Below are 20,591 nucleotides of genomic sequence, written 5' to 3'. Positions count from 1 at the left end.
GCGATGACGCCGCAACGACGCACCGCGTCCGGGGACCGCCGCCCGCCGGCGCGGGCGGCCCTGCGTGCCCTGGTGGGCGCGCTCGTCGCCGTGCTGGTGCTGTCCGGCTGCGGCGCCCGGCTGGTCCGCGGCGAGGCGAGCCCCAAGCAGGCGCCGGTCAGCGACGTTGCACCGCAGGACCTCCCGATCGTCGGGGCCGCCGACGACGACGTCGACCGGATCGCCCGCAACGCGCTCGTCGACCTGAACACCTACTGGGCCCATCAGTTCCCGGAGGTCTACCGCCGGCAGTTCACCCCGCTGGCCGGCGGCTACTTCTCCGTCGACCCGGCCGACCTGGACCCGGCCGCCTACCCGGGCGGGGAGATCGGCTGCGGCCAGGAGCCGTCGGCGGTGGAGGACAACGCCTTCTACTGCTCGGCCGACGAGGGCACCCGCAACGGCGACGCGATCCAGTACGACCGGTCGTTCCTCCGCGAGCTCGCCGGCAGCAGCGGCCGGTTCGTGCAGTTCATCCCCGCGCTGGTGATGGCGCACGAGTTCGGCCACGCCGTCCAGGGCCGGGTCGGCTACCCCCGCCCGCCGTACTCGATCGCCATCGAGACGCAGGCCGACTGCTTCGCCGGGGCCTGGACGAAGTGGGTCGCGCTCGGCCAGGCGCAGCACAGCAGCATCCGGCCCGCGGAGCTCGACGAGGTGCTGCGCGGGTACCTGCTGCTGCGCGACCCGGTGGGCACCGGCGCCGGGGCGCAGGAGGCCCACGGCTCGTACTTCGACCGGGTGTCGGCGTTCCAGGAGGGCTTCGACGACGGGCCCACCGCGTGCCGCGACGACTTCGGTGAGCAGCGCCAGTACACCCAGGCCCGGTTCAGCGACCAGGACCTGCTCAGCAACGGCGACGCCAGCTACCGCGTCACCGTGGGCACGTTCGTGCCGGAGGCGCTGCCGGAGTTCTGGACCGGCGCCTTCACCGCGCTCGGCCGGGGGGCCTTCCAGCGCCCGGACGTGGCGCCCTTCAGCCGGCGGGCGCCCGCCTGCGCCGCCGACCGGGGCGAGGACCTCGTCTACTGCGAGGACGGCGACCGCGTGGGCTACGACGAGACCGACCTCGTGCGCCCGCTGTACGAGGACGTCGGCGACTACGCGGTGCTGACCGCGGTCGCCGTCCCGTACGCGCTGGCCGCCCGCGAGCAGCTGGGCCTGTCGACCGGCGACCGGGACGCCGTGCGCTCGGCGGTCTGCCTGGCCGGCGCGTTCACCCAGGCGGTGCTGGCCGGCCGCAGCCAGGTCATCTCCATCTCCCCCGGCGACGTCGACGAGAGCGTCCGGTTCCTGCTGGAGTACGGCACCCAGCCCGAGGTGCTCGGCGACGCCGGGCTGACCGGGTTCCAGCTGGTCGACGTCTTCCGCGGCGGGGTGTTCGAGGGCCTGCCCGCCTGCGACGTCGACGCCTGACCCCCGGCAGCGTCGATCAGGTTCCCTGATCAACAGGCGTCCCCCCGCACCAACGTCGGCGCAGGGGGACGCGTTCTGATCAGGTCACCTGATCAACGCTGGGCCCGTCAGAACAGGGCGGTCATCAGGGCGCGGCGGGCGGGGCCGACCCGGGGGTCGTCGTCACCGACGATGCCGAACAGCTCGACCAGGTGCTGGCGGGCCTGGTCGCGGTCCTCACCGCTGGTGCGCCGGACGACCGCGAGCAGCCGCTCGAACGCGGCGTCGACCTCGCCGGTGCCGAGCAGGAAGTCGGCGGCGCGGGTCTGCGCGGCGACGTCCTCGGGGGCGGCGTCGGCCTTGGCGAGGGCGTCGGGCCCGGCCTCCTCCGCCCGCCGGAACAGCTGCACCTGGCGCAGCGCCAGGCCGGCGACCTCGTGGGTGGGCTCGGCGGCCAGGATCGCCTGGTAGGCGGCCTCGGCGGCGGCGAGGTCACCGCGGTCGAGCGCGGCCTCCGCCTCGTCCAGCCGCGGGTCGTCGGCCTCGACGAGCTCGTCGGGGGCGCCGGCACCGGGCACCGCCCCGCCGGTGGTGGCCGCGACCAGCTCGGTGACGAACTGCCGGGCCTGCTCCTCCGGGATGGCGCCGGTGAACTCGGCGACCAGCTGCCCCTGCCACACGGCCTTGACCGCGGGGATGCCCTGCACGCGCAGCCCCTGGGCCAGCGCCGGGTTGCTGTCGACGTCGACCTTCGCCAGCACCCACGCGCCACCGCCCTCGGCGGCCAGCCGCTCCAGCACCGGCGACAGCTGCTTGCACGGCCCGCACCACTCGGCCCACAGGTCCAGCACGACCGGCACCTGGAAGGAGCGGTCGAGCACCTCGGACTGGAAGGTCGCCTCGGTGACGTCGACGACCGCGCTGCCCGGCGCACCCGCGGGGGCGGCGGCGCTCGGCGGCGGGGCGGCCGCGGCGCGGGCCGCCGCCTCGTTGCGCGCCTGGACCGCGGCCAGGTCGACCGCGCCGGCGAGCGAGGCCGCCATCCGGGCCTGCTGCGCAGCGGCGCGGGGATCGGTACGAGCGGGACGGTTGGGCTGCATGACCTCGATCATCCCACCGGCGGCCCGGGAGCGTCGCCGCGCGGTCGGCGGTCCGCCACCGGCGAACAGCCGGGCTCAGAAGCGGGCGGGCTCGGTGTAGGTGCCCCACTCGGCGCGCAGGGCGTCGCAGATCTCCCCGAGGGTCGCCTCCGCGCGGACGGCCTCGAGCATCGCCGGCACCATGTTCTCGTTCGTCCGGGCCACCTCGACCATCCGGACGACGGCGGCCCGGGCGGCGGCGTCGTCGCGGGTGCGCCGTCGCTCCGCGAGCTCGGCCCGCTGGTCGCGCTCCACCTCGTGGCTGACCCGCAGGATCTCCAGCTGGTCGTCGCCCTCGACCGAGCCGGTCAGCGTGTTCACCCCGACGACCTTCTTGTCGCCCTTCTCCAGGGCCCGCTGGTAGACGAACGCGGCCTCGGCGATCTCCCCGGTGAACCAGCCGTCCTCGATGCCGCGCAGGATGCCGCTGGTCATCGACCCGTCGCTGCCCATCTCGCGGATCTGCGCGAAGACCCGCTCCGCCTCGGCCTCCAGGGCGTCGGTGAGCGCCTCGACGTACCAGGAGCCGCCGAGCGGGTCGGCCACGTTGCCGACGCCGGTCTCCTCCATGATCACCTGCTGGGTGCGCAGCGCGATCTGGGCGGCCTTGGCGCTGGGCAGCGCGAGCACCTCGTCCAGGGCGTTGGTGTGCAGCGAGTTGGTGCCGCCGAGCACCGCGGCCAGGGCCTCGACCGCCGTCCGGACGATGTTGTTGTCCGGCTGCTGCGCGGTGAGCGAGACACCGGCGGTCTGGGTGTGGAACCGCAGCTGCTGCGCCTTCTCGGTGCGCGCGCCGTAGACGTCGCGCAGCCAGCGCGCCCAGATGCGGCGGGCCGCGCGGAACTTGGCGATCTCCTCGAAGAAGTCGATGTGCGCGTCGAAGAAGAACGACAGCCCCGGCGCGAACACGTCGACGTCCAGGCCGCGGGCGAGCCCCAGCTCGACGTAGGCGAAGCCGTCGGCGAGCGTGTACGCCAGCTCCTGCGCGGCGGTCGAGCCGGCCTCGCGGATGTGGTAGCCGGAGACGCTGAGCGGCTTGTACGCCGGGATCTCCCGCGCGCAGTACTCCATCAGGTCGCCGATCAGGCGCAGGTGCGGCTCGGGCGCGAACAGCCACTCCTTCTGCGCGATGTACTCCTTGAAGATGTCGGTCTGCAGCGTGCCGTTGAGCTTCCCGAGGTCGGCACCCTGGCGCTCGGCGGCCACCAGGTACATGCAGAACACCGGGACGGCGGGGCCGCTGATCGTCATCGACGTGGTGGTGCCCTCGAGCGGGATGCCGTCGAAGAGCACGTCCATGTCGGCGGCCGAGTCGACGGCGACCCCGCAGTGCCCGACCTCGCCGAGCGCGCGCGGGTCGTCGGAGTCGCGGCCCATCAGCGTCGGCATGTCGAAGGCGACCGACAGCCCGCCGCCGCCGGCGGCCAGCAGCGACCGGAACCGCTCGTTGGTCTGCCGCGCGTTGCCGAAGCCGGCGAACTGGCGGATCGTCCACGCCCGGCCGCGGTAGCCGGTGGCGTGCAGGCCGCGGGTGAACGGGAACTCCCCCGGCCAGCCGATCCGCTCGAAGCCGGGGACGGCGGTCTCGTCGGCCGGCCCGTACGCGGGCTCCACGGTCAGCCCGGACAGCGTGGTGAAGTCGGCGTCCCGGACCTTCCCGGCGGCCTGCGCGGCGGCGAAGCGCTCTTCCCAGCGGCGACGGGCGGCGCTGCCCGCATCGGTGCCCATGCGCCGATGCTAGGAGGTCCTACTAGTTGCTGTCACCGCTCGCCGGGGTGTCGGCCGCGAGCTCGCTGCCGGCGACGTCGCCGGCGCCCAGCCGCACCCGCTTGAGCAGCTCGAACAGGGTGCCCAGCTCCGCGTCGGGCAGGTCGCCGAGGCCGAACTCCAGCGCGGTCAGCGCGGCGGTGGCCTGCTCGACGACGTCCCGGCCGGCGTCGGTGATGGCCGCCAGCACGCCGCGGCCGTCGGCCGGGTTGGGCCGGCGGGACACGTAGCCGGCGGCCACCAGGCGCTCGATCGCGTTGGTGACGCTGGTCGGGTGCACCATCAGCCGGCTGCCGATCACCTTCAGCGGCAGCTCGCCGCGGCGGGAGAAGGTGAGCAGCACCAGCACCTCGTAGCGGGCGAAGGTGAGCCGGTGCGGGCGCAGCACCTCGTCGAACCGGGCGAGCAGGATCTGCTGCACGCGGAACACCGACGTCGCCGCGCGCATCGCGGCCGCGGGGCCGAACCGCTGCTCCCACGTCTGCCCGGCCTTGTCGATCGGGTCGAACGGGAGCCCCAGGGGTCGGACCATGACCAGACAGGCTAGTTGGCCGCCCCGGGCACCCCACCGGGCGTCAGGCAGCCGGGGCCGGCTTCAGCCGCGGCGTCCGACGGATGCCGAAGACCTCGCGCAGCGCGACCTGCGCGGCGTTGTCGCCGCACTGGCCGTGCACCGCGGGCCCGGGCGGGGTGGCCGCCGAGGCGAGGAAGGTGCCGGTGATCGGGGTCTTGTACGTGTTCCAGCGCGGCACCGGGCGGGCCAGCATCTGCCGCAGCGACGCCTCGCCGTTGGAGATGTCCCCGCCGACGTCGTTGGGGTTCCAGTGCTCCATCTCGCCGGCGTGCATGGTGTGCCGCTCGACGATCGTGTCGCGGAAGCCGGGCGCGAACCGCTCGATCTGCGCCTCGATCGCCTCGGTCATGTCGACCGTCGAGCCGTGCGGCACGTGCACGTACGCCCAGAACACGTGCCCGCCCTCCGGCGCCCGGCTCGTGTCGACGACGGTCGGCTGGACGGCGAGCACGTAGGGCTTGTCGGCGAGCCGGCCGTGCGCCGGCGCCGCCTCCCCCGCGACCGTCTCCTCGATCGTGCCGGCCACGTGGATGGTGCCGGCCCGCCGGACGTCGGGGTTGGCCCACGGCACCGGCTCGGAGAGGATCCAGTCCATCTTGAACACGCCGGGCCCGTGGTGGTACCTGCGCACCCAGCGCCGGTAACCCTCGGGCAGCTGGTTGCCGGCCATCGCCACGAAGGCGCCGGGTGAGGTGTTGAGCAGCACCGCCGGGACGCCGGCGAACTCGCGCAGGTCGGTGACCTCGTGCCCGGTGACCACCTCGCCGCCCTGCTGCTCCAGGGCGGTCACCATCGCGTCGGCGAGCGCCTGCGAGCCGCCCTCGACCAGCGGCCAGCCCTGGTGGTGGGACAGCATGCCCAGGAACATGCCCAGCGCGGCGGTCAGCGCCCGGGACAGGTCGAGCATCCCGTGCGCCGCGGCGCCGGCGACCAGCGCCTTGGCGGTGTCGTCGGAGAAGTACCGGTTGGCCAGGGAGCTGACGTTCGGCAGCCCCTGCAGCCCGAAGCTGGCGATGGCCGGGGCACCCCGCAGCGGCAGCCGGCGGAACGCGGAGGTGAGGAAGAAGTCAGTGATGTCGTCCGCGTGCCGCAGCAGCGGGCCGAACAGCCGGCGGTAGGCCGCGGCGTCCCGGCCCAGGCCGTCGGCGGTGCGGTCCAGGTCGTGGAAGGACAGCGCCGCGCGGCCGCCGTCCAGCGGGTGGGCGAAGTTGATCTCCGGCTGCAGCAGCCGGACGCCGCGCGACGCGAGGTCGAACTCCCGGAAGAACGGCGCCGTGGCGGCCATGGGGTGCACCGTCGAGCAGACGTCGTGCTTGTAGCCCGGGCGCATCAGCTCCTCGGTGCGCAGCCCGCCACCGGCCTGCTCCCCGCGCTCCACCACCCGCACCGACAGCCCCGCGGCGGCCAGCCGCAGCGCGGCGGCCAGGCCGTTGGGTCCAGCTCCGACGACGACGGCGTCCGGGGTCCCGTTCACCCCGTCATCCTGCCCGCCCGCCCGAGCGGGTGCAGATCAGAGCTGCGCGACGAGCGCGTCGGCGGCGGTGTAGGGGTCGAGCTCGCCGGCGGCGACCTGGGCGGCCAGCGCCGCCAGCGCCGCGGACCCGCCGACGTCGCCCATCCGCTCCCGCAGGCCCGCCACCGCGATCGCCTCGACCTCGCGGGTGGCGCGCTCGAGCCGCCGGCGCTCCCGCTCGCCGGAGGAGGCCAGCCACGCGGCGTGCTCGTCGAGGCGGGCCACCAGCTCGTCGACGCCGTTGTCGCGGTCGCGCGCGGCGACGGTCTTCACGATCGGCGGCCGCCACGCGCCGGCCGCGCTGTGCCGGCCGCCCAGCGACAGCATCGAGCGCAGGTCGCGCACCGTCTGGTCGGCGCCGTCCCGGTCGGCCTTGTTCACGACGAAGACGTCGGCCACCTCGAGGATGCCCGCCTTCGCCGCCTGGACGCCGTCCCCCATCCCCGGCGCGAGCAGCACCAGCGTGGTGTCGGCCAGCGACGCGACCTCGAGCTCCGACTGCCCCACCCCGACGGTCTCGACCAGCACCACGTCGCAGCCGGCCGCGTCGAGCACCCGCAGCGCCTGCGGCGTCGCCCAGGCCAGCCCGCCGAGGTGCCCGCGGGAGGCCATCGAGCGGATGTAGACGCCGGGGTCGCCGGCGTGGTCCTGCATCCGCACCCGGTCGCCGAGCAGGGCGCCGCCGGAGAACGGGGACGACGGGTCGACCGCCAGCACCCCGACCCGCCGGCCGGCGGCGCGGAAGGCGCGGACCAGCGCGGTGGTGGTCGTCGACTTCCCCACGCCCGGTGGGCCGGTGAGGCCGAGGACCCGGGCGCCGCCGGTGTGCGGGGCCAGCGCCGTGGCGACCTCGCGCAGCAGCGGGCTGGCGTCCTCGACCAGCGAGATCAGCCGGGCCACCGAGCGGGCGTCGCCGTCCCGGGCGCCGGCGACCAGCGCGGGGACGTCGGCCGCCCGCCGTCCCCGCCGTCCGGAGCGGACGGCGGGGACGCCGGCGCCTGCGGTCACGCTGCGCGGGCGGGGACGTGCAGGATGAGCGCGTCGCCCTGGCCACCGCCACCGCACAGCGCGGCCGCGCCGACCCCGCCGCCGCGGCGGCCCAGCTCCAGCGCCAGGTGCAGCACGATGCGGGCACCGCTCATCCCGACCGGGTGGCCCAGGGCGATCGCGCCGCCGTTGGGGTTCACCTTCTCGGGGTCGATGCCGAGCTCGCGGGTGGAGACGATGCCGACCGCGGCGAAGGCCTCGTTGAGCTCGACCAGGTCGAGGGTGGCGGGGTCGATCCCCTCGCGGGCGCAGGCCTTGGCGATCGCCCGCGACGGCTGGGTCTGCAGGGTGGCGTCCGGGCCGGCGACGACGCCGTGCGCGCCGATCTCGGCGAGGACGGTGCAGCCCAGCTCGGCGGCCTTGGCCGCGGACATGACCACGACCGCGCAGGCGCCGTCGGAGATCTGCGAGGCGGACGCCGCGGTGATCGTGCCGTCCGGCGCGAAGGCGGGCTTGAGCCGGGCCAGCGACTCGGCGGTGGTGTCGGCGCGGATGCCCTCGTCGTCGCGGAACTCGACGGGGTCGCCCTGGCGCTGCGGGATGAGCACCGGGGTGATCTCGTCGTCGAACAGGCCGTTCTTCTGCGCGAGCGCGGCCTTCTGGTGGCTGGCGGCGGCGAAGGCGTCCTGCTCCTCGCGGGTCAGCCCGTACCGGGAGTTCGACTGCTCGGTCAGCGCGCCCATCGCCACCTGGTCGAAGGTGTCGGTGAGGCCGTCGTGGGCCATCGCGTCGACCAGCGAGACGTCCCCGAACTTGGTGCCGGTGCGGCTGCCGGGCAGCAGGTGCGGCGCCCGGGTCATCGACTCCATGCCGCCGGCGACGACGACGTCGAACTCGCCGGCCCGGATGAGCTGGTCGGCCAGCGCGATCGCGTCGAGGCCGGACAGGCAGACCTTGTTCAGCGTGAACGACGGCACCGACATCGGGATGCCACCGGCGACCGCGGCCGGCCGCGCCGGGTTCTGTCCGGCCCCGGCCTGGATGACCTGGCCCATGATCACGTAGTCGACCTGGTCGCCGGAGATGCCGGCGCGCTCCAGGGCCGCCTTGATCGCCACGCCGCCGAGGTCGGCGGCGGAGAACTCCTTCAGCGAGCCGAGCAGCCGGCCCATCGGGGTGCGGGCACCACCGACGATCACCGAGCGGGGCTGTGCGGACTGGGTCATCAGTGCCTCCAGGGAGCTCCGGCCACCTCCGTTGGCAGCCGTCTCGGTCCGTCGCCGCGCGCGCACCGACGGGCGCCACGAGCCCTCCCAGGATAGGGCGGCGCCCCGGCGGCCGAGCCCCGGCGGTGACAGAGGTCACTGCCGGCATCCGGGGGGTGCGCGGGGACCGAACCCGGGGCGGACCCGCCGTCCCCTGCCCCGGGCGGCGGGTCCCCGCCCGGGCACCCGGGTGCCCGCGGAGGAGGCCCGGCGGCAGGATGCGGCGCATGACCGAGAACGCGCAGACCGGCCTGCCGGCCGAGCTGTTCACCACCATCGACCACGTCGGCATCGCCGTCCCCGACCTCCGCGAGGCGATCGCCTTCTACGAGCTGGCCTTCGGCATCACCTCGGTGCACGAGGAGGTCAACGAGGAGCAGGGCGTGCACGAGGCGATGCTCGCCGTCGGCGACGGCACCACCCGGATCCAGCTGCTCGCCCCGCTCACGCCCGAGTCGACGATCGCGAAGTTCATCGGCCGCTCCGGCCCCGGGCTGCAGCAGCTGGCCTTCCGGGTGACCGACGTCGAGGCGGTCAGCGCGGCGCTGCGGCAGCGCGGCCTGCGCCTGCTCTACGACACCCCGCGCCGCGGCACGGCCGGCAGCCGGGTCAACTTCGTGCACCCCAAGGACGCCGGCGGTGTGCTGGTCGAGCTCGTGGAACCGGCCGCCGCGCACTGAACCGGCGCACGCGGGGGGACGCCTGGGAGGTCGCTGGGAGGTGCTGACCGGGCGCCCCGGCTCTGCGAGGATGAGGCCATGAGCGACCCCCGCCACGACATGCTGGCGTACCGCGAGGGCACGGCCACCTTCGACGTGGTCCTGCGCGGCTACGACCGGCACCAGGTCGCGGAGACCATCGAGCGGCTGGACGCCGACCTGCGGGTCGCGCTCGCCGACCGGGACGCCGCCGTGGGCCGCGCCTCCGAGCTCGGTGGCCAGCTCTCCGCGCTGCAGGGGGAGGTCGAGCAGCTGCGCCGCCGGGTCGCGAGCGCGGGCGCCCCGTCGTTCGAGAGCATGGGCGAGCGCATCTCGAACATGCTGCGGCTGGCCGAGGAGGAGTCCGCCGAGATCCGCCGGGCAGCCGAGGAGCACGCCGGGCAGCTGCGCGCGGCGGTCGCCGCCGAGGCCGAGGCCGTGCGCGAGCGGGTGGCCGGCGAGGAGCGCGCCCTGGGTGAGCGGGCCGCGGCCGCGCGCGCGGAGGCCGAGCGCGTCGTCGCCGAGGCCCGCCAGCACGCCGAGCAGATCGCGGTGAAGGCGCAGGCGCGCGCGGACGAGCTGGTCACGATGGCGAAGGAGCGGGCCACCCGGCTCGAGGCCGACGCGCAGGCCCGCCGGGAGAAGGTCGACGAGGACTTCGAGATCGCGCAGCGGGCGCGGCGCACCGAGGCCGCCCGGCAGGACGAGGAGCGCCAGCGGGTCTCGACCGCCGCGGCCCAGCAGCGCGTCGCCGCGGCCGAGGAGCAGGCCACCCGCACCGTCGCCGACGCCGACGCGCGCGCGGCCCGCACGGTCCAGGACGCCGAGGCCCGGGCGGCCGCCGTCCGCGAGGTGCGCGACGAGCTCACCCGCCGGCTGACCGGGGTCCGCGAGATCCTGGCGACGCTGCCGGACCTCTCCGACCGCACGCCGGCGCCGAAGGCCCAGCCCGCGCAGGCGGCTCAGCCGGCCCAGCCCGCGCAGGCCGGCCAGCAGCCCGCGCCCCGGCCGGGCGGTGCCGACGCCACCGTGGTGACCACGGCCAAGCCGGCCACCCAGCAGCCTGCCGCGCCGGCCCAGGCCCGCCCGCAGGCCCAGGCCCCGGCGCAGCCTCCGGCTCCGGCTCAGGCCCCGGCTCAGGCCCCGGCGCCGCAGACCGGCGCGACGAAGGCCGCGCAGCCCGCGCAGCAGGCACCGGCGCAGCAGCAGGCGCCGGCTCCGCAGCAGGTGCAGCGGCCGGCCGCTGCCCCGCAGGCCCCGGCGCCGCAGCAGGCACCCCGGCCGCAGCAGGCGCCCGTCGCCCAGCCGACCACCCCTGCCCAGCAGGCCCCGCGGCCCGCGGTCCAGCCCGCCCCCCAGCAGCAGGCCGCGCCCCAGCAGGCCGTGCCCCAGCAGGCCGTGCCCCAGCAGCAGGCCGCTCCCCAGCAGCAGGCGGCACCCCAGCAGCAGGCCGTGCCCGCCACCCGGGTCCAGCCGCAGGCCGCTCCCACCCCGACGAGCGGGCCCACCCCGCAGGGCTGAGCCCGCCGGGGCCGCCGGGCGGGGTCCCGGTGGCCGTAGCCGACCCCGCGTGCCAGGGTCGCAACCGTGCGTGGCCGCGTCTCCCCGCGGCACCTGGCCCGCCGCCCGCCGGTGGCCGCGCGGCTGCGGGCCGCGCTGTCCGGCCGGCGCGGCCTGCTCGCCGCCGCCGGAGCGCTGGTCGCGGTCGCCGCGGTGGTCGCGGCGCTGCTGACCGGCCCGGGCGACGACGCCCCGGAGGACCGTCCGGCCCTCGACGGCCGTCCGGCTCCCGCGTCGGGTCCGGCGCGGGAGCTGCTCGACTGGGCGGCCGGGCAGCTGCCGCCGGGCACCCGGCTGGCAGCGGACCCCGCGGTCACCGCCACCCTGCGCGCGGCCGGCGCACCCACCGAGCTGCTGACCCCCGCGGACGGCGACGCGGCACTGGCGATCGGCACCGGACCGCCGCCCGCCGGCAGCGCGCCGCTGGCCCGGTTCGGCCGCGGCGACGAGGCGCTGCAGGTCGACGTCCGGGAGCCGGAGCGCCCGCCCGAGCAGCAGGTCACCCGGCGCCGCGACCTGGCCGACGCGCTGCTGGCCAACCCCCGGACCACCGCCGACCCCGCGGTGGCCGAGCTGCTGCGCGAGGGCCGGGTCGACGCGCGGCTGGTGTGGCTGCTGGCGGGGGTCACCGCTCGCGCCGGGGTGGGGGTGGCCGATCTCCCGGTGGTGCCCGGCGAGGACGACGGGGTGCTCCGCCGGGTCGCCGTCCTGGATGCCTTCGACGGGGCGGCGCTGACCGGCGACCCGGCGGCGCGGGAGCAGCTGCGGGCCTGGCTGGCCGCCCAGCGGGCCCCGCTGGCGCCGGACTCGGTCGAGCCGGTCGACGGCGGGCTGCGGGTGGCCTACCGGTTCGACCCGGACCCCGACGGGCTGGTCGACCGGGCCGGGGGATGATGACCCGCGGCGCGCCGGTCGGGATGCGCCGGTCGGCTCCCACGGGTAAGCCTGGTGCACCCCGTCCCCGCCCGAGGAGGCACCACATGGCCCGGCTCACCCGCGGCGCCCTGCTCGCCGTGCTCTGCGCGGGCCTCGCGGCGCTCGGCCTGTCCCCCGCGGCCGCCGCGCCGTCGGACGACACCGGGCTGGTCCGGATGATGCACCTCTCGCCGGACACCCCCTCGGTCGACGCGTACATCGACTCGGTGTCCGACCCGGACGTCGGCGTCGTGCTGCCGGCCGTCAGCTACGGCGACGTCTCGGCCTACCGGTCGGTGCCCGCCGGGACGTACACGGTGAGCGCCCGCGCTGCGGGAGCCGACCCGCAGTCCCCACCGGTGCTGGCCAGCACGGTGACCGTCGCCGCCGGCACCGCGACCACCGTCGCCGGTGTCGGCCGGTTCGCGGAGCTGGGCTTCGCCGTCCTGCCCGACGACCTGACCCCGCCCCCGGCCGGGCAGACCCGGGTGCGGGTGGTCAACGCCGCCGCCGGCACCCCGTCGCTGGACCTGTCCCTCGACGGCGGCACCCGGTTGGCCGGCGGGCTGGCCTTCGCGAAGACCACCGACTACGTCGACGTCCCCGGCGGGGCCAGCACGCTGACCGTCGGCGGGGGCGCGCAGCTGCCGGTGCAGCTCGCCGACGGATCGGTCTACACGCTGCTGGTCCTCGACCGCGACGGCGGCGGGCTGGCCGTGGAGCCGGCGCTGGACGCCGCGAGCCCCGGCGTCGTGCCGGTCGGCGGCGTCGAGACCGGCGCGGGCGGCACGGCCCCCGCGGGCGCGCCCGTCGGCCGGATCGCCCTGGTCGTGCTGACGGTGGCAGTGCTGGGCCTGGCGCTGACCACCCGGTTCCGGCTGCCCCGCCGCGGCCGGCCGGCCCGGCACGCGGCCCGCTGACCGACGGCACCGACCCCCCGGGCGGACGGCACCGCCGTCCACCCCGCCGCGCGCTGCGCTGGACCCGCTGGGCGCTGGCCGTGCTCGCGGTCGCCGCCGGGGTGGTGGCGCTGGTCGGGGACCCGCGGCACCAGGACCGGCAGGCCCCGGCGGCGCGGGCGGAGGTGCCCCCCGCTCCGGTGGTGCTCGCCGCGGCCGGTTCCGCCGACCCGGCCCGCCCGGTGCGGGTGACCATCCCGGCGATCGGCGTCGACAGCGACCTCGTCGACCTCGGCGTCGACGCCGGCGGCGCGCTCGTGCCACCCACCGACTTCGCCCGGGCCGGCTGGTTCGCCGCCGGCCCGGTGCCCGGGGACGTCGGCCCGGCGGTACTCGCCGGTCACGTCGACTCCTACCGCGGTCCCGCGGTGTTCTTCCGGCTCGACGAGCTGCGGCCCGGCGACCGGGTCACCGTCGAGCGCAGCGACGGGCGCACCGTGCAGTTCGCCGTCACCCGGGTCGCCCGGTACGCCAAGGACCGCTTCGCCACCGACGAGGTCTACGGGCCGACGGCCGACCCGCAGCTGCGCCTGGTCACCTGCGGCGGCGCCTTCGACCGCTCCCGCCGCAGCTACCTGGACAACGTGGTGGTGTACGCGCGGCTGGCTCAGTGACGGCGGTTGCGGGAGCGCCAGCAGGCGGTGTGCCAGTGCCTCCGCCAGTCCATCGCCGAGTCGGTGTCCCACGGGTCGAGGTCGGAGTCGCGGGCGTACGCCTGCCAGGTGACCACGTGCGGGGTGCCGGGCCGGATCTCCTGGTCGCAGCCGGGGCAGCGGTAGGTCTTGTCGGTCGCCGCACCCGACACCTGCCGCACCACCCAGTCGCCGTCCGCGGCCTCCTCCACCGGCGGCTGCCAGCCGCCGGTGGACCGGGCGCCGGCCGCCCCGCGCCGGGACGGGCCGGACCGGCCGGAGGAGGAGCGCCCCGAGGAGGAGCGGCCGCGGCGGGGCACGACGTCAGCGCGCGGTGTGGTCGCGGAAGCCGCGCCCGGCGGCGCGCCCCACGCGGCCGGCGGTGACCAGGTGCGCCAGCAGCGGCGCGGGCGCGAGGCCCGGCTCGCGGGACTCGGCGTGCAGCTGCCGCTGGACGGCCAGCGCGACGTCGAGCCCCACGGCGTCCAGCAGCGCGAACGGGCCCACCGGGTAGCCGCAGCCGAGCGTCATCGCGGCGTCGATGTCGTCTGCGGTGGCGTAGTGCGCCTCGAGCATCCGCACCGCGTCGTTCAGGTAGGGGAACAGCAGCGCGTCCACGATGAACCCGGCGCGGTCGGCGCAGTCGACGGCGTGCGCGCCCAGCGCCTCGGCGACCGCGTGGCCGGTGGCGGTGACATCGGCGTCCGTGGCGATCGTGGAGACCACCTCGACCAGCCGGCCGAGCGGCGCGGGGCCGGCGGGGTGCCGGCCCGGGAGGTGCAGGCCGACGACGTCGCCGGGCCGCCCGCTGGCCACCGCCGGCTCGATGACCGGCCGGCGGGACGTCGTGGTGGCCAGCACCGCTCCCGGCCGGGCGACCGCCCCGAGCGCGGCGAACAGCGCGTCCTCGTCGTCCCGGTCCTCGACGGCCTCCACGACCACCAGGTCGGCGTCGGCGAGCCGCTCGTCGGGCGCGCCCGCCACGACGGTGACGTCGAACCCGGCCCGGCCCGCCGCCTCGGCGATGCCGGCGGCCACGGTCCCGGAGCCCACGACGCCGACCGAGCGCACCGGCCGGGCCCCCGCGGCTGCAGCACCGGGTGCGGGGGTCCGCGCGTCGGGCACCACCTCGGCGGAGCCGCGCCCGGCGTAGGTGTAGAAGCCGCGCCCGACCTTCCGGCCGAGCAGCCCCGCGGTCACCATCTGGGTGAGCACCGGGCTCGGCGCGTGCAGCCGGTCGCCCGACTGCCGGTACATGGTCAGCAGGATCTCGTGGGCGGTGTCGATGCCGATCAGGTCCAGCAGCGCGAGCGGGCCCATCGGCAGACCGCAGCCCAGGCGCATGGCCGCGTCGATGTCCTCGCGGCTTGCGTACCGCGACTCGAACATCGCGACGGCGTGGTTGAGGTAGCCGAACAGCAGCGCGTTGGCGACGAACCCGGCGCGGTCGCCGATCGTCACGTCGACCTTGCCCAGCCGGGCGGCCAGCGCCTCGACGTCCGCCACGACCGACGGCTCGGTGACGACGGTGCGCACCACCTCGACCAGCTCCATGACCGGCGCGGGGTTGAAGAAGTGCATCCCGATGACCCTGCCCGGGCGGCCGGTGGTCACCGCCAGCTCGGTCACCGACAGGCTGGAGGTGTTCGTCGCGAGGATCGTGCCGGGCGGGCACACCTCGTCGAGGGTGTGCAGGACGCCGGCCTTGAGCTCCACCCGCTCGGGGACCGCCTCGACGACCAGCTCCGCCTCGGCGAGGTCGGTCATCGCGGTGGTGAACCGGATCCGGCCGAGGACCGCGTCCCGCTCGGACTCCTCGAGCTTGCCGCGCGCGACCGCCCTGCCGGTGGAGGTCAGCACGTGCTCGCGGCCGCGCTCGAGCGCGGCGTCGCCCACCTCGACAGCGGTCACCGACAGGCCGGCCCGGGCGAACACCTCGGCGATGCCGGCGCCCATGGTGCCCAGCCCCACGACGCCGACCTGGGTCAGTTCTCTGGCCACGCTGCCGTCCTCCTGTGCTCCGGTGGTCGGCAGCAGTCTCCCACCCGGCCGCGGGCCCCCCGGGTGGAGTCCCAGCGCACCGCTGCCCGAGCGCCGGGACTCCACCCGGGCTCAGAAGAGGCGCTGGGTGGGGTCGTCGGTGCCCTTGAGCACGGCGTAGTCGACGACCAGGCAGTCGATGCCGCGGTCGGCCGCGAGCACCTTGGCCTGCGGCTTGATCTCCTGGGCGGCGAACACGCCCTTCACCGGGGCCAGCAGCGGATCGCGGTTGAGCAGCTCCAGGTACCGGGTGAGCTGCTCGACACCGTCGATCTCCCCGCGCCGCTTGATCTCGACCGCGACGGTCGCGCCGTCGGCGTCCCGGCAGAGCAGGTCGACCGGGCCGATCGCGGTCGGGTACTCGCGGCGGACCAGCGACCAGCCCTCGCCGAAGGTCTCCACGTGCAGCGCCAGGAGCCGCTGCAGGTCGGCCTCCACGCCGTCCTTCTGCAGCCCCGGGTCGATGCCCAGGTCGTGCCGGTGGTCGTGCTCGACCGAGTCGATCGTGATGACCAGCTGCTCACCGGCCTTGTTCGTGACCGTCCAGGTGCCCGCGCCGTCGGTCAGCTCCTCCTTGAGCGTGCACGGCGGGGTCATCCAGTTCAGCGGCTTGTAGGCGCGGTCGTCGGCGTGGATGGACACCGACCCGTCGGCCTTGACGAGCAGCAGCCGCGTCGCCATCGGCAGGTGGGCGGTGAGCCGGCCGATGTAGTCGACCGAGCAGCGGGCGATGACCAGGCGCACGGGCCAGCACGCTACCCGTCCGCCGCGGCGGCCCCCTCCGCGGATGCGGCATCCTGACCGGGTGACCCCGCGCACCGCCGCCGTCCTGGCCCTCGCGCTGCTGGTGGCCGGCTGCGCCCGGGCGGACGCCGGCAACGCCGGCCCGGCGGACGACGACCTGCCCGCGGACGGCGACGCGCTGGTGCTCCAGGTGGCCGTCGCCGGCGGCTTCCGCGGCCTCCCTGAGCAGGCCGGGCGGCTGCCGGTGGTGAGCGTGCACGCCGACGGCCGCGCGTTCTCGACGGGGCCGGTGGCCGCGGTGTTCCCGGGCCCGGCCTGGCCGGACGTGCTGGTCACCCGGCTGGACCGGGCGCAGCTGCGCGACCTGCTCGACCGGGCCGTCGCGGCGGGCGCGGCGGAGCGGGGTGACCTGGGCCGGCCCGGGCTGGCCGACGCGACCACCACCCGGTTCACCGTCTGGACCGGCAGCCGTGCCGCCGTCCGCGAGGTGTACGGGCTGACCGAGGGAGTGGGCGACCCGCAGCTCACCGGCGACCAGCAGGCGGCCCGGCAGCGGCTGCTCGACCTGCTGGGCGACCTGCCCGCCGGTGAGGAGCCCTACGAGCCCGCCGCGGTGGCCGTGCTCGCCGTCCCACCGGGCGGCGACCCGCGACCGGAGGCCGGGCCGTCGGGGGCCGGGCAGCCGGCCGTGCCGTGGCCGGGGCCCGCGCTGCCGGGCGAGCCGCTGGCCGGCGGTGCCGGCTGCACGCTGGTCACCGGGGACGACGTCCGCGTGGTCACCGCCGCGGCCCGGCAGGCCGACGCGCTGACACCCTGGACGGCGGCCGACGGCACCCCCTGGTCGCTGGCGTTCCGGCCGCTCCTGCCGCACGAGACCGGCTGCGCGGACCTCGCCCGATGAGCGACCAGCAGCCGGAGGAGCTCACCCCGACCGCGCCGCGACCGGCGGGGCGGACCGTGTTCACCCAGCGCTGGCGGGACCTCGCGTTCCTGCACTGGGCGGTCGACCCGGCGCTGGTCGCGCCGCTGCTGCCGGCCGGCACGGTGCCCGACGTGCTGGACGGCGCCACCTACGTCGGCCTGATCCCGTTCCGCATGCAGGGCGTCGGGCTGCTCGGCGCGCCGGGGATCCCGTACTTCGGCTCGTTCCCGGAGACCAACGTGCGGCTCTACTCCGTCGACGCGCTCGGCCGCCGCGGCGTGGTGTTCCGGTCGCTGGAGGCCTCCCGGCTGGCGACCGTGCTGACCGCCCGGTGGGCCGCCCGGCTGCCGTACACCTGGGCGCGGATGCGGGTGGAGCGCGACGGCGACCGGATCACCTACACGTCGTCCCGGCGCTGGCCCGGCCCGCGCGGCGCGCACAGCCGGGTGTCGCTGCGGATCGGCGACCGGCTGCCGGCCGGCGACCCGCTGGCCACCTTCCTCACCGCGCGGTGGGGCCTGCACCGGCCCGGCCGCCGCGGCCCCGTGTACTGGCCCAACGAGCACGCCGAGTGGCCGCTGCACGCGGCGGAGCTGCTCGACCTCGACGAGTCGCTGCTGGCGGCCGCGGGGGTTCCCGGCATCGCCCGGCCGCCGGACAGCGTGCTGTTCTCCGCCGGTGTCGCCGTCCGGTTCGGCCCACCGCTGGGCTGGCGCGCCGGCTGAACGATCCGAGCCGTGGTGGTTCCGTTCCGGGTGCGAGCTACGCCACAATCGGTGCGTGAGCGGTCGATCACCGGTCCCGGTCCCCACGGACGCGCGGCCGCTGCCGGGCTGGGTGCACCGCGTCCTCGACGTCGCCCGCAGCCGGCTGGACATGGAGGTCGCCTGGCTGTCCACGTTCACCGGTGACGCCCAGCGCATCCGCGCCGCCACCGGCGAGCTCGACGCCATGCACGTGCACGAGGGCATGGACGCGTCGCTGGAGGGCTCGTTCTGCGTGCGGGTGCTCAGCAACCAGCTGCCGCCGGTGGTCACCGGCGCCCAGCGGGACGCCCGCACCCGCGACCTGGCCGTCACCGGGGAGCTCGGCATCGGCTCCTACGTCGGGGCGCCGGTCCGCGGGCCCGACGGCCGCCCGACCGGGATGCTGTGCTGCCTGAGCCGGGGCGACGGGGCGCACCTGGACGGCGGGGCGGCCCGGACGCTGGAGCTCCTCGCCGACCTCATCGCCGACCGGCTGGACGAGAGCCTGCCCCCGGCGCCGTCCGACGCCGCGGTGCGGGTGCGGCGGGTGCTCGACGAGGGCAGCGTCGTCACCCACGTGCAGCCGATCGTCGACCTGACCACCCGGGAGCCGGTGGCCTACGAGGCCCTCGCCCGCTTCCCGGAGTCCGGCGAGGGCCCGGCGGCGCTGTTCAGCGCTGCGGCCGTCGCGGGGCTGGGCGTGGAGCTGGAGGAACTGGCGCTCCGAGCGGCGCTGGCCGTGGCGCCCCGGCTGCCCGCCGGCCGGCCGCTGGGGCTCAACCTGTCGCCGCAGGCGCTGCTGTCGCCCGCCGTCACCGACCTGCTGCTCGACCACAGCCACCTGGGCCTGGCGGTCGAGCTCACCGAGCACGCCCCGGTCGACGACTACGGCGCGCTGCTGGCGGCGCTGGCCGAGGTCCGCCGGGCCGGGGTGGGGCTGGTCGTCGACGACGCGGGCGCCGGGTACGCCAGCCTCCGGCACGTGCTGCGGCTGGCGCCGGACTCGGTGAAGCTGGACATCGGTCTGGTCAGCGGCGTGAGCGCCGACCCGGCCAAGCAGGCGATGGTGACCGCGCTGTCCACCTTCGCGGCGCGGACGGCGACCTGGCTGGTCGCCGAGGGGGTCGAGCACGCCGCCGAGGCCGACACCCTGCACGGCCTCGGGGTGCCGTACGCGCAGGGCCACCTGTTCGGCAGCCCCGCTCCGCTGCTCTGACCGGCCGCGCGACATGATCGGTCGCGACGTCGGCACGGCAGAGGAGCGGCACATGGAACCCGTCCGGTTCGGCCTGGTCGGCTACGGCTTCGGCGGGCGGTGGTTCCACGCGCCGCTGCTGGCCGCCGCCCCGGAGTGCGAGCTGGTGGCGGTGGTGACCTCCTCCCCCGAGCGCCGCGCCCTCGTCGGGCGGGAGCACCCGGGCGCCGCGACCGTGGGCTCGCTGGCCGAGCTGGTCGCCGCCGGGGTGGAGGCGGTGGCGGTCTCGACGCCGGCCGACACGCACAGCGAGGTGACCGACGCCGCCCTCGACCTGGGCCTCGCCGTCGTCTGCGACAAGCCGTTCGCGCTGGATGCCGCGGCCGCGCGGGCCAGCGTCGAGCGCGCGCAGCGTCTCGGGCTGCCGCTGAGCCCGTACCAGAACCGGCGCTGGGACTCCGACTTCCGCACCGTCCGCGCCCTGGTCGACGACGGCCGGCTGGGCACCGTCACCCGGTTCGAGTCGCGGTTCGAGCGGTTCACCCCGGACGCCGGCCCCGGCCGCGCGGGCGGCGGCACGCTGCTGGACTTCGGCGCCCACCTCGTCGACCAGGCGCTGGTGCTGCTCGGCCCGGTCACCGGCGTGTACGCCGAGTGGCGGGTGCGGGAGAACGGCCTGGACGACGACGTGTTCGTCGCGCTCACCCACGCCGGCGGCGCCCGCTCGCACCTGGCCGGCAGCTGGAGCGAGGGCGCGCCGGGGCTGCGGTTCCGGGTGACCGGCACGACCGGCAGCTACGTCGTCGACGGGCCGATGGACGTCCAGGAGAGCCAGCTGCTCGCCGGGCACACGCCGGCCACCCTGGGCGGGCGGTGGGGCGCCGAACCGGAGGAGCGCTGGGGGCGGCTGCGCCGCGGCGACGAGGCCGAGGTCGTGCCCACGCTTCCGGGCGCGTGGAGCGAGTTCTACCCGGCCTTCGCCCGGGCGGTCCGCGGCGAGGGGCCGGTGCCGGTCGACCCGGCGGACGCCGTCGCGACGGCCACCGTGCTGGACGCCGCGCGCCGCAGCGCCACCGAGGGCCGCGTCGTCCAGGTGTAGTCGTCCGGCTGTGACCGGAGCGGGCGGCGGCGCGGCACGATCCGCTGCACACTCGGGGGGACGACCGAGGAGGCGCCGGTGCCGATCGACGCGGGGAGCCTGCACTTCGCGGTGGGGCCGGCCATCGCCCTGCTCGTGCTCGGCGTCCTCTCGCTGTTCCTGCGCTGGGCGTTCAGCGGCCCGGCGCACACCCGCCGACGCGGCGACCGCGGGGAGCTGCTCACCCGGGTCGCGACGGTGAGCCGGCCGGAGACGGCGCAGGCGCTGCGCGCCGTGCTGTCCGACGCCGGCATCCGCTCGACGGTGCGCACCCCCGCGCCCTACCGCACCGACGTGCTGGTCTTCCCCGAGGACGCCGACCGGGCCCGCGCGCTGGCGATGACGTTCGGCGACGGCTGAGGG

General features: G+C 76.7%; 20 protein-coding genes. 11 read left to right on the top strand and 9 right to left on the bottom strand.

From position 1 onward, the window contains the following. The first annotated feature begins 3 nt into the window (after nt 1-3). Nucleotides 4-1,455 (top strand): neutral zinc metallopeptidase, encoded by a 1,452-nt coding sequence (locus tag AB0J00_RS05095; RefSeq protein WP_357741081.1) that lies wholly within the window; start codon nt 4-6, stop codon nt 1,453-1,455. A gap of 107 nt (nt 1,456-1,562) precedes the next feature. Here the strand turns inward: AB0J00_RS05095 and AB0J00_RS05090 are convergent, their stop codons facing one another. The 6 genes from AB0J00_RS05090 to AB0J00_RS05065 form a co-directional block, all read right to left on the bottom strand. Beyond that, the gene (locus tag AB0J00_RS05090; RefSeq protein ID WP_357741078.1) at nt 1,563-2,477 is read right to left on the bottom strand and encodes a tetratricopeptide repeat protein; all 915 of its coding nucleotides are present in this window, start codon (nt 2,475-2,477) and stop codon (nt 1,563-1,565) included. A 132-nt stretch (nt 2,478-2,609) separates the two neighbouring features. Further along, nucleotides 2,610-4,301, bottom strand: coding sequence for a methylmalonyl-CoA mutase family protein (locus AB0J00_RS05085; RefSeq protein ID WP_357741076.1), 1,692 nt, complete (start codon nt 4,299-4,301; stop codon nt 2,610-2,612). 22 nt (nt 4,302-4,323) lie between these two features. After that, entirely contained in the window at nt 4,324-4,872 is a 549-nt protein-coding gene (locus AB0J00_RS05080) for a MarR family transcriptional regulator (RefSeq protein WP_357741074.1), read from the bottom strand. Between the two features lie 43 nt (nt 4,873-4,915). Continuing rightward, a complete protein-coding gene (locus AB0J00_RS05075; protein WP_357741071.1) occupies nt 4,916-6,388 on the bottom strand; it encodes an NAD(P)/FAD-dependent oxidoreductase in 1,473 nt (490 codons plus the stop codon). 36 nt (nt 6,389-6,424) lie between these two features. Then, nucleotides 6,425-7,435 (bottom strand): methylmalonyl Co-A mutase-associated GTPase MeaB, encoded by a 1,011-nt coding sequence (gene meaB, locus AB0J00_RS05070; RefSeq protein ID WP_357741068.1) that lies wholly within the window; start codon nt 7,433-7,435, stop codon nt 6,425-6,427. After that, nucleotides 7,432-8,640 carry an acetyl-CoA C-acetyltransferase gene (locus tag AB0J00_RS05065; RefSeq protein WP_357741065.1) on the bottom strand — a complete coding sequence of 403 codons (1,209 nt, stop codon included), beginning with the start codon at nt 8,638-8,640 and terminating at the stop codon, nt 7,432-7,434. Before AB0J00_RS05065 ends, meaB begins: the two co-directional genes overlap by 4 nt. A 266-nt stretch (nt 8,641-8,906) precedes the next feature. Between AB0J00_RS05065 and mce the strand changes: the two genes are divergently transcribed. The 5 genes from mce to AB0J00_RS05040 all read left to right on the top strand — a co-directional run bounded on the left by mce (nt 8,907) and on the right by AB0J00_RS05040 (nt 13,425). Further along, entirely contained in the window at nt 8,907-9,359 is a 453-nt protein-coding gene (gene mce / locus AB0J00_RS05060; protein WP_357741062.1) for a methylmalonyl-CoA epimerase, read from the top strand. Between the two features lie 78 nt (nt 9,360-9,437). Continuing rightward, on the top strand, nt 9,438-10,898 hold the full coding sequence (locus AB0J00_RS05055) for a hypothetical protein (RefSeq protein WP_357741059.1): 1,461 nt from the start codon (nt 9,438-9,440) through the stop codon (nt 10,896-10,898). A 66-nt stretch (nt 10,899-10,964) separates the two neighbouring features. Beyond that, on the top strand, nt 10,965-11,831 hold the full coding sequence (locus AB0J00_RS05050) for a hypothetical protein (RefSeq protein WP_357741057.1): 867 nt from the start codon (nt 10,965-10,967) through the stop codon (nt 11,829-11,831). Nucleotides 11,832-11,917: 86 nt separating this feature from the next. Continuing rightward, the gene (locus AB0J00_RS05045) at nt 11,918-12,772 is read left to right on the top strand and encodes a DUF4397 domain-containing protein (RefSeq protein ID WP_357741054.1); all 855 of its coding nucleotides are present in this window, start codon (nt 11,918-11,920) and stop codon (nt 12,770-12,772) included. Between the two features lie 80 nt (nt 12,773-12,852). Further along, nucleotides 12,853-13,425 (top strand): class F sortase, encoded by a 573-nt coding sequence (locus AB0J00_RS05040; protein WP_357741051.1) that lies wholly within the window; start codon nt 12,853-12,855, stop codon nt 13,423-13,425. Here AB0J00_RS05040 and AB0J00_RS05035 read toward each other — a convergent pair. The 3 genes from AB0J00_RS05035 to nucS all read right to left on the bottom strand — a co-directional run bounded on the left by AB0J00_RS05035 (nt 13,419) and on the right by nucS (nt 16,227). After that, nucleotides 13,419-13,763: a hypothetical protein gene (locus AB0J00_RS05035; RefSeq protein ID WP_357741048.1), complete on the bottom strand. Its 345-nt coding sequence runs from the start codon at nt 13,761-13,763 to the stop codon at nt 13,419-13,421. The genes AB0J00_RS05040 and AB0J00_RS05035 overlap by 7 nt on opposite strands. A 4-nt stretch (nt 13,764-13,767) precedes the next feature. Continuing rightward, nucleotides 13,768-15,444 carry a 3-hydroxybutyryl-CoA dehydrogenase gene (locus tag AB0J00_RS05030; RefSeq protein WP_357741045.1) on the bottom strand — a complete coding sequence of 559 codons (1,677 nt, stop codon included), beginning with the start codon at nt 15,442-15,444 and terminating at the stop codon, nt 13,768-13,770. Nucleotides 15,445-15,555: 111 nt separating this feature from the next. Then, nucleotides 15,556-16,227: an endonuclease NucS gene (gene nucS, locus AB0J00_RS05025; protein WP_357741042.1), complete on the bottom strand. Its 672-nt coding sequence runs from the start codon at nt 16,225-16,227 to the stop codon at nt 15,556-15,558. A gap of 61 nt (nt 16,228-16,288) precedes the next feature. On the opposite strand from nucS, the gene AB0J00_RS05020 reads away from it, so the two are divergent. The 5 genes from AB0J00_RS05020 (at nt 16,289) to AB0J00_RS05000 (ending at nt 20,588) form a co-directional block, all read left to right on the top strand. Beyond that, nucleotides 16,289-17,128 (top strand): hypothetical protein, encoded by an 840-nt coding sequence (locus AB0J00_RS05020; protein ID WP_357741039.1) that lies wholly within the window; start codon nt 16,289-16,291, stop codon nt 17,126-17,128. Continuing rightward, nucleotides 17,125-17,874 carry a DUF2071 domain-containing protein gene (locus AB0J00_RS05015; protein WP_357741036.1) on the top strand — a complete coding sequence of 250 codons (750 nt, stop codon included), beginning with the start codon at nt 17,125-17,127 and terminating at the stop codon, nt 17,872-17,874. Before AB0J00_RS05020 ends, AB0J00_RS05015 begins: the two co-directional genes overlap by 4 nt. Before the next feature lie 55 nt (nt 17,875-17,929). Further along, a complete protein-coding gene (locus AB0J00_RS05010; protein ID WP_357741033.1) occupies nt 17,930-19,111 on the top strand; it encodes an EAL domain-containing protein in 1,182 nt (393 codons plus the stop codon). 52 nt (nt 19,112-19,163) lie between these two features. Beyond that, complete coding sequence (locus AB0J00_RS05005) at nt 19,164-20,189, top strand: Gfo/Idh/MocA family oxidoreductase (protein WP_357741031.1); 1,026 nt, start codon at nt 19,164-19,166, stop codon at nt 20,187-20,189. A 78-nt stretch (nt 20,190-20,267) separates the two neighbouring features. Beyond that, nucleotides 20,268-20,588, top strand: coding sequence for a hypothetical protein (locus AB0J00_RS05000; RefSeq protein WP_357741028.1), 321 nt, complete (start codon nt 20,268-20,270; stop codon nt 20,586-20,588). The last annotated feature ends 3 nt before the right edge of the window (nt 20,589-20,591 follow it).

This window comes from Modestobacter sp. NPDC049651, assembly GCF_040659695.1.
Lineage (GTDB): Bacteria > Actinomycetota > Actinomycetes > Mycobacteriales > Geodermatophilaceae > Modestobacter.
This window is presented reverse-complemented; position numbering and strand designations above follow the sequence as displayed.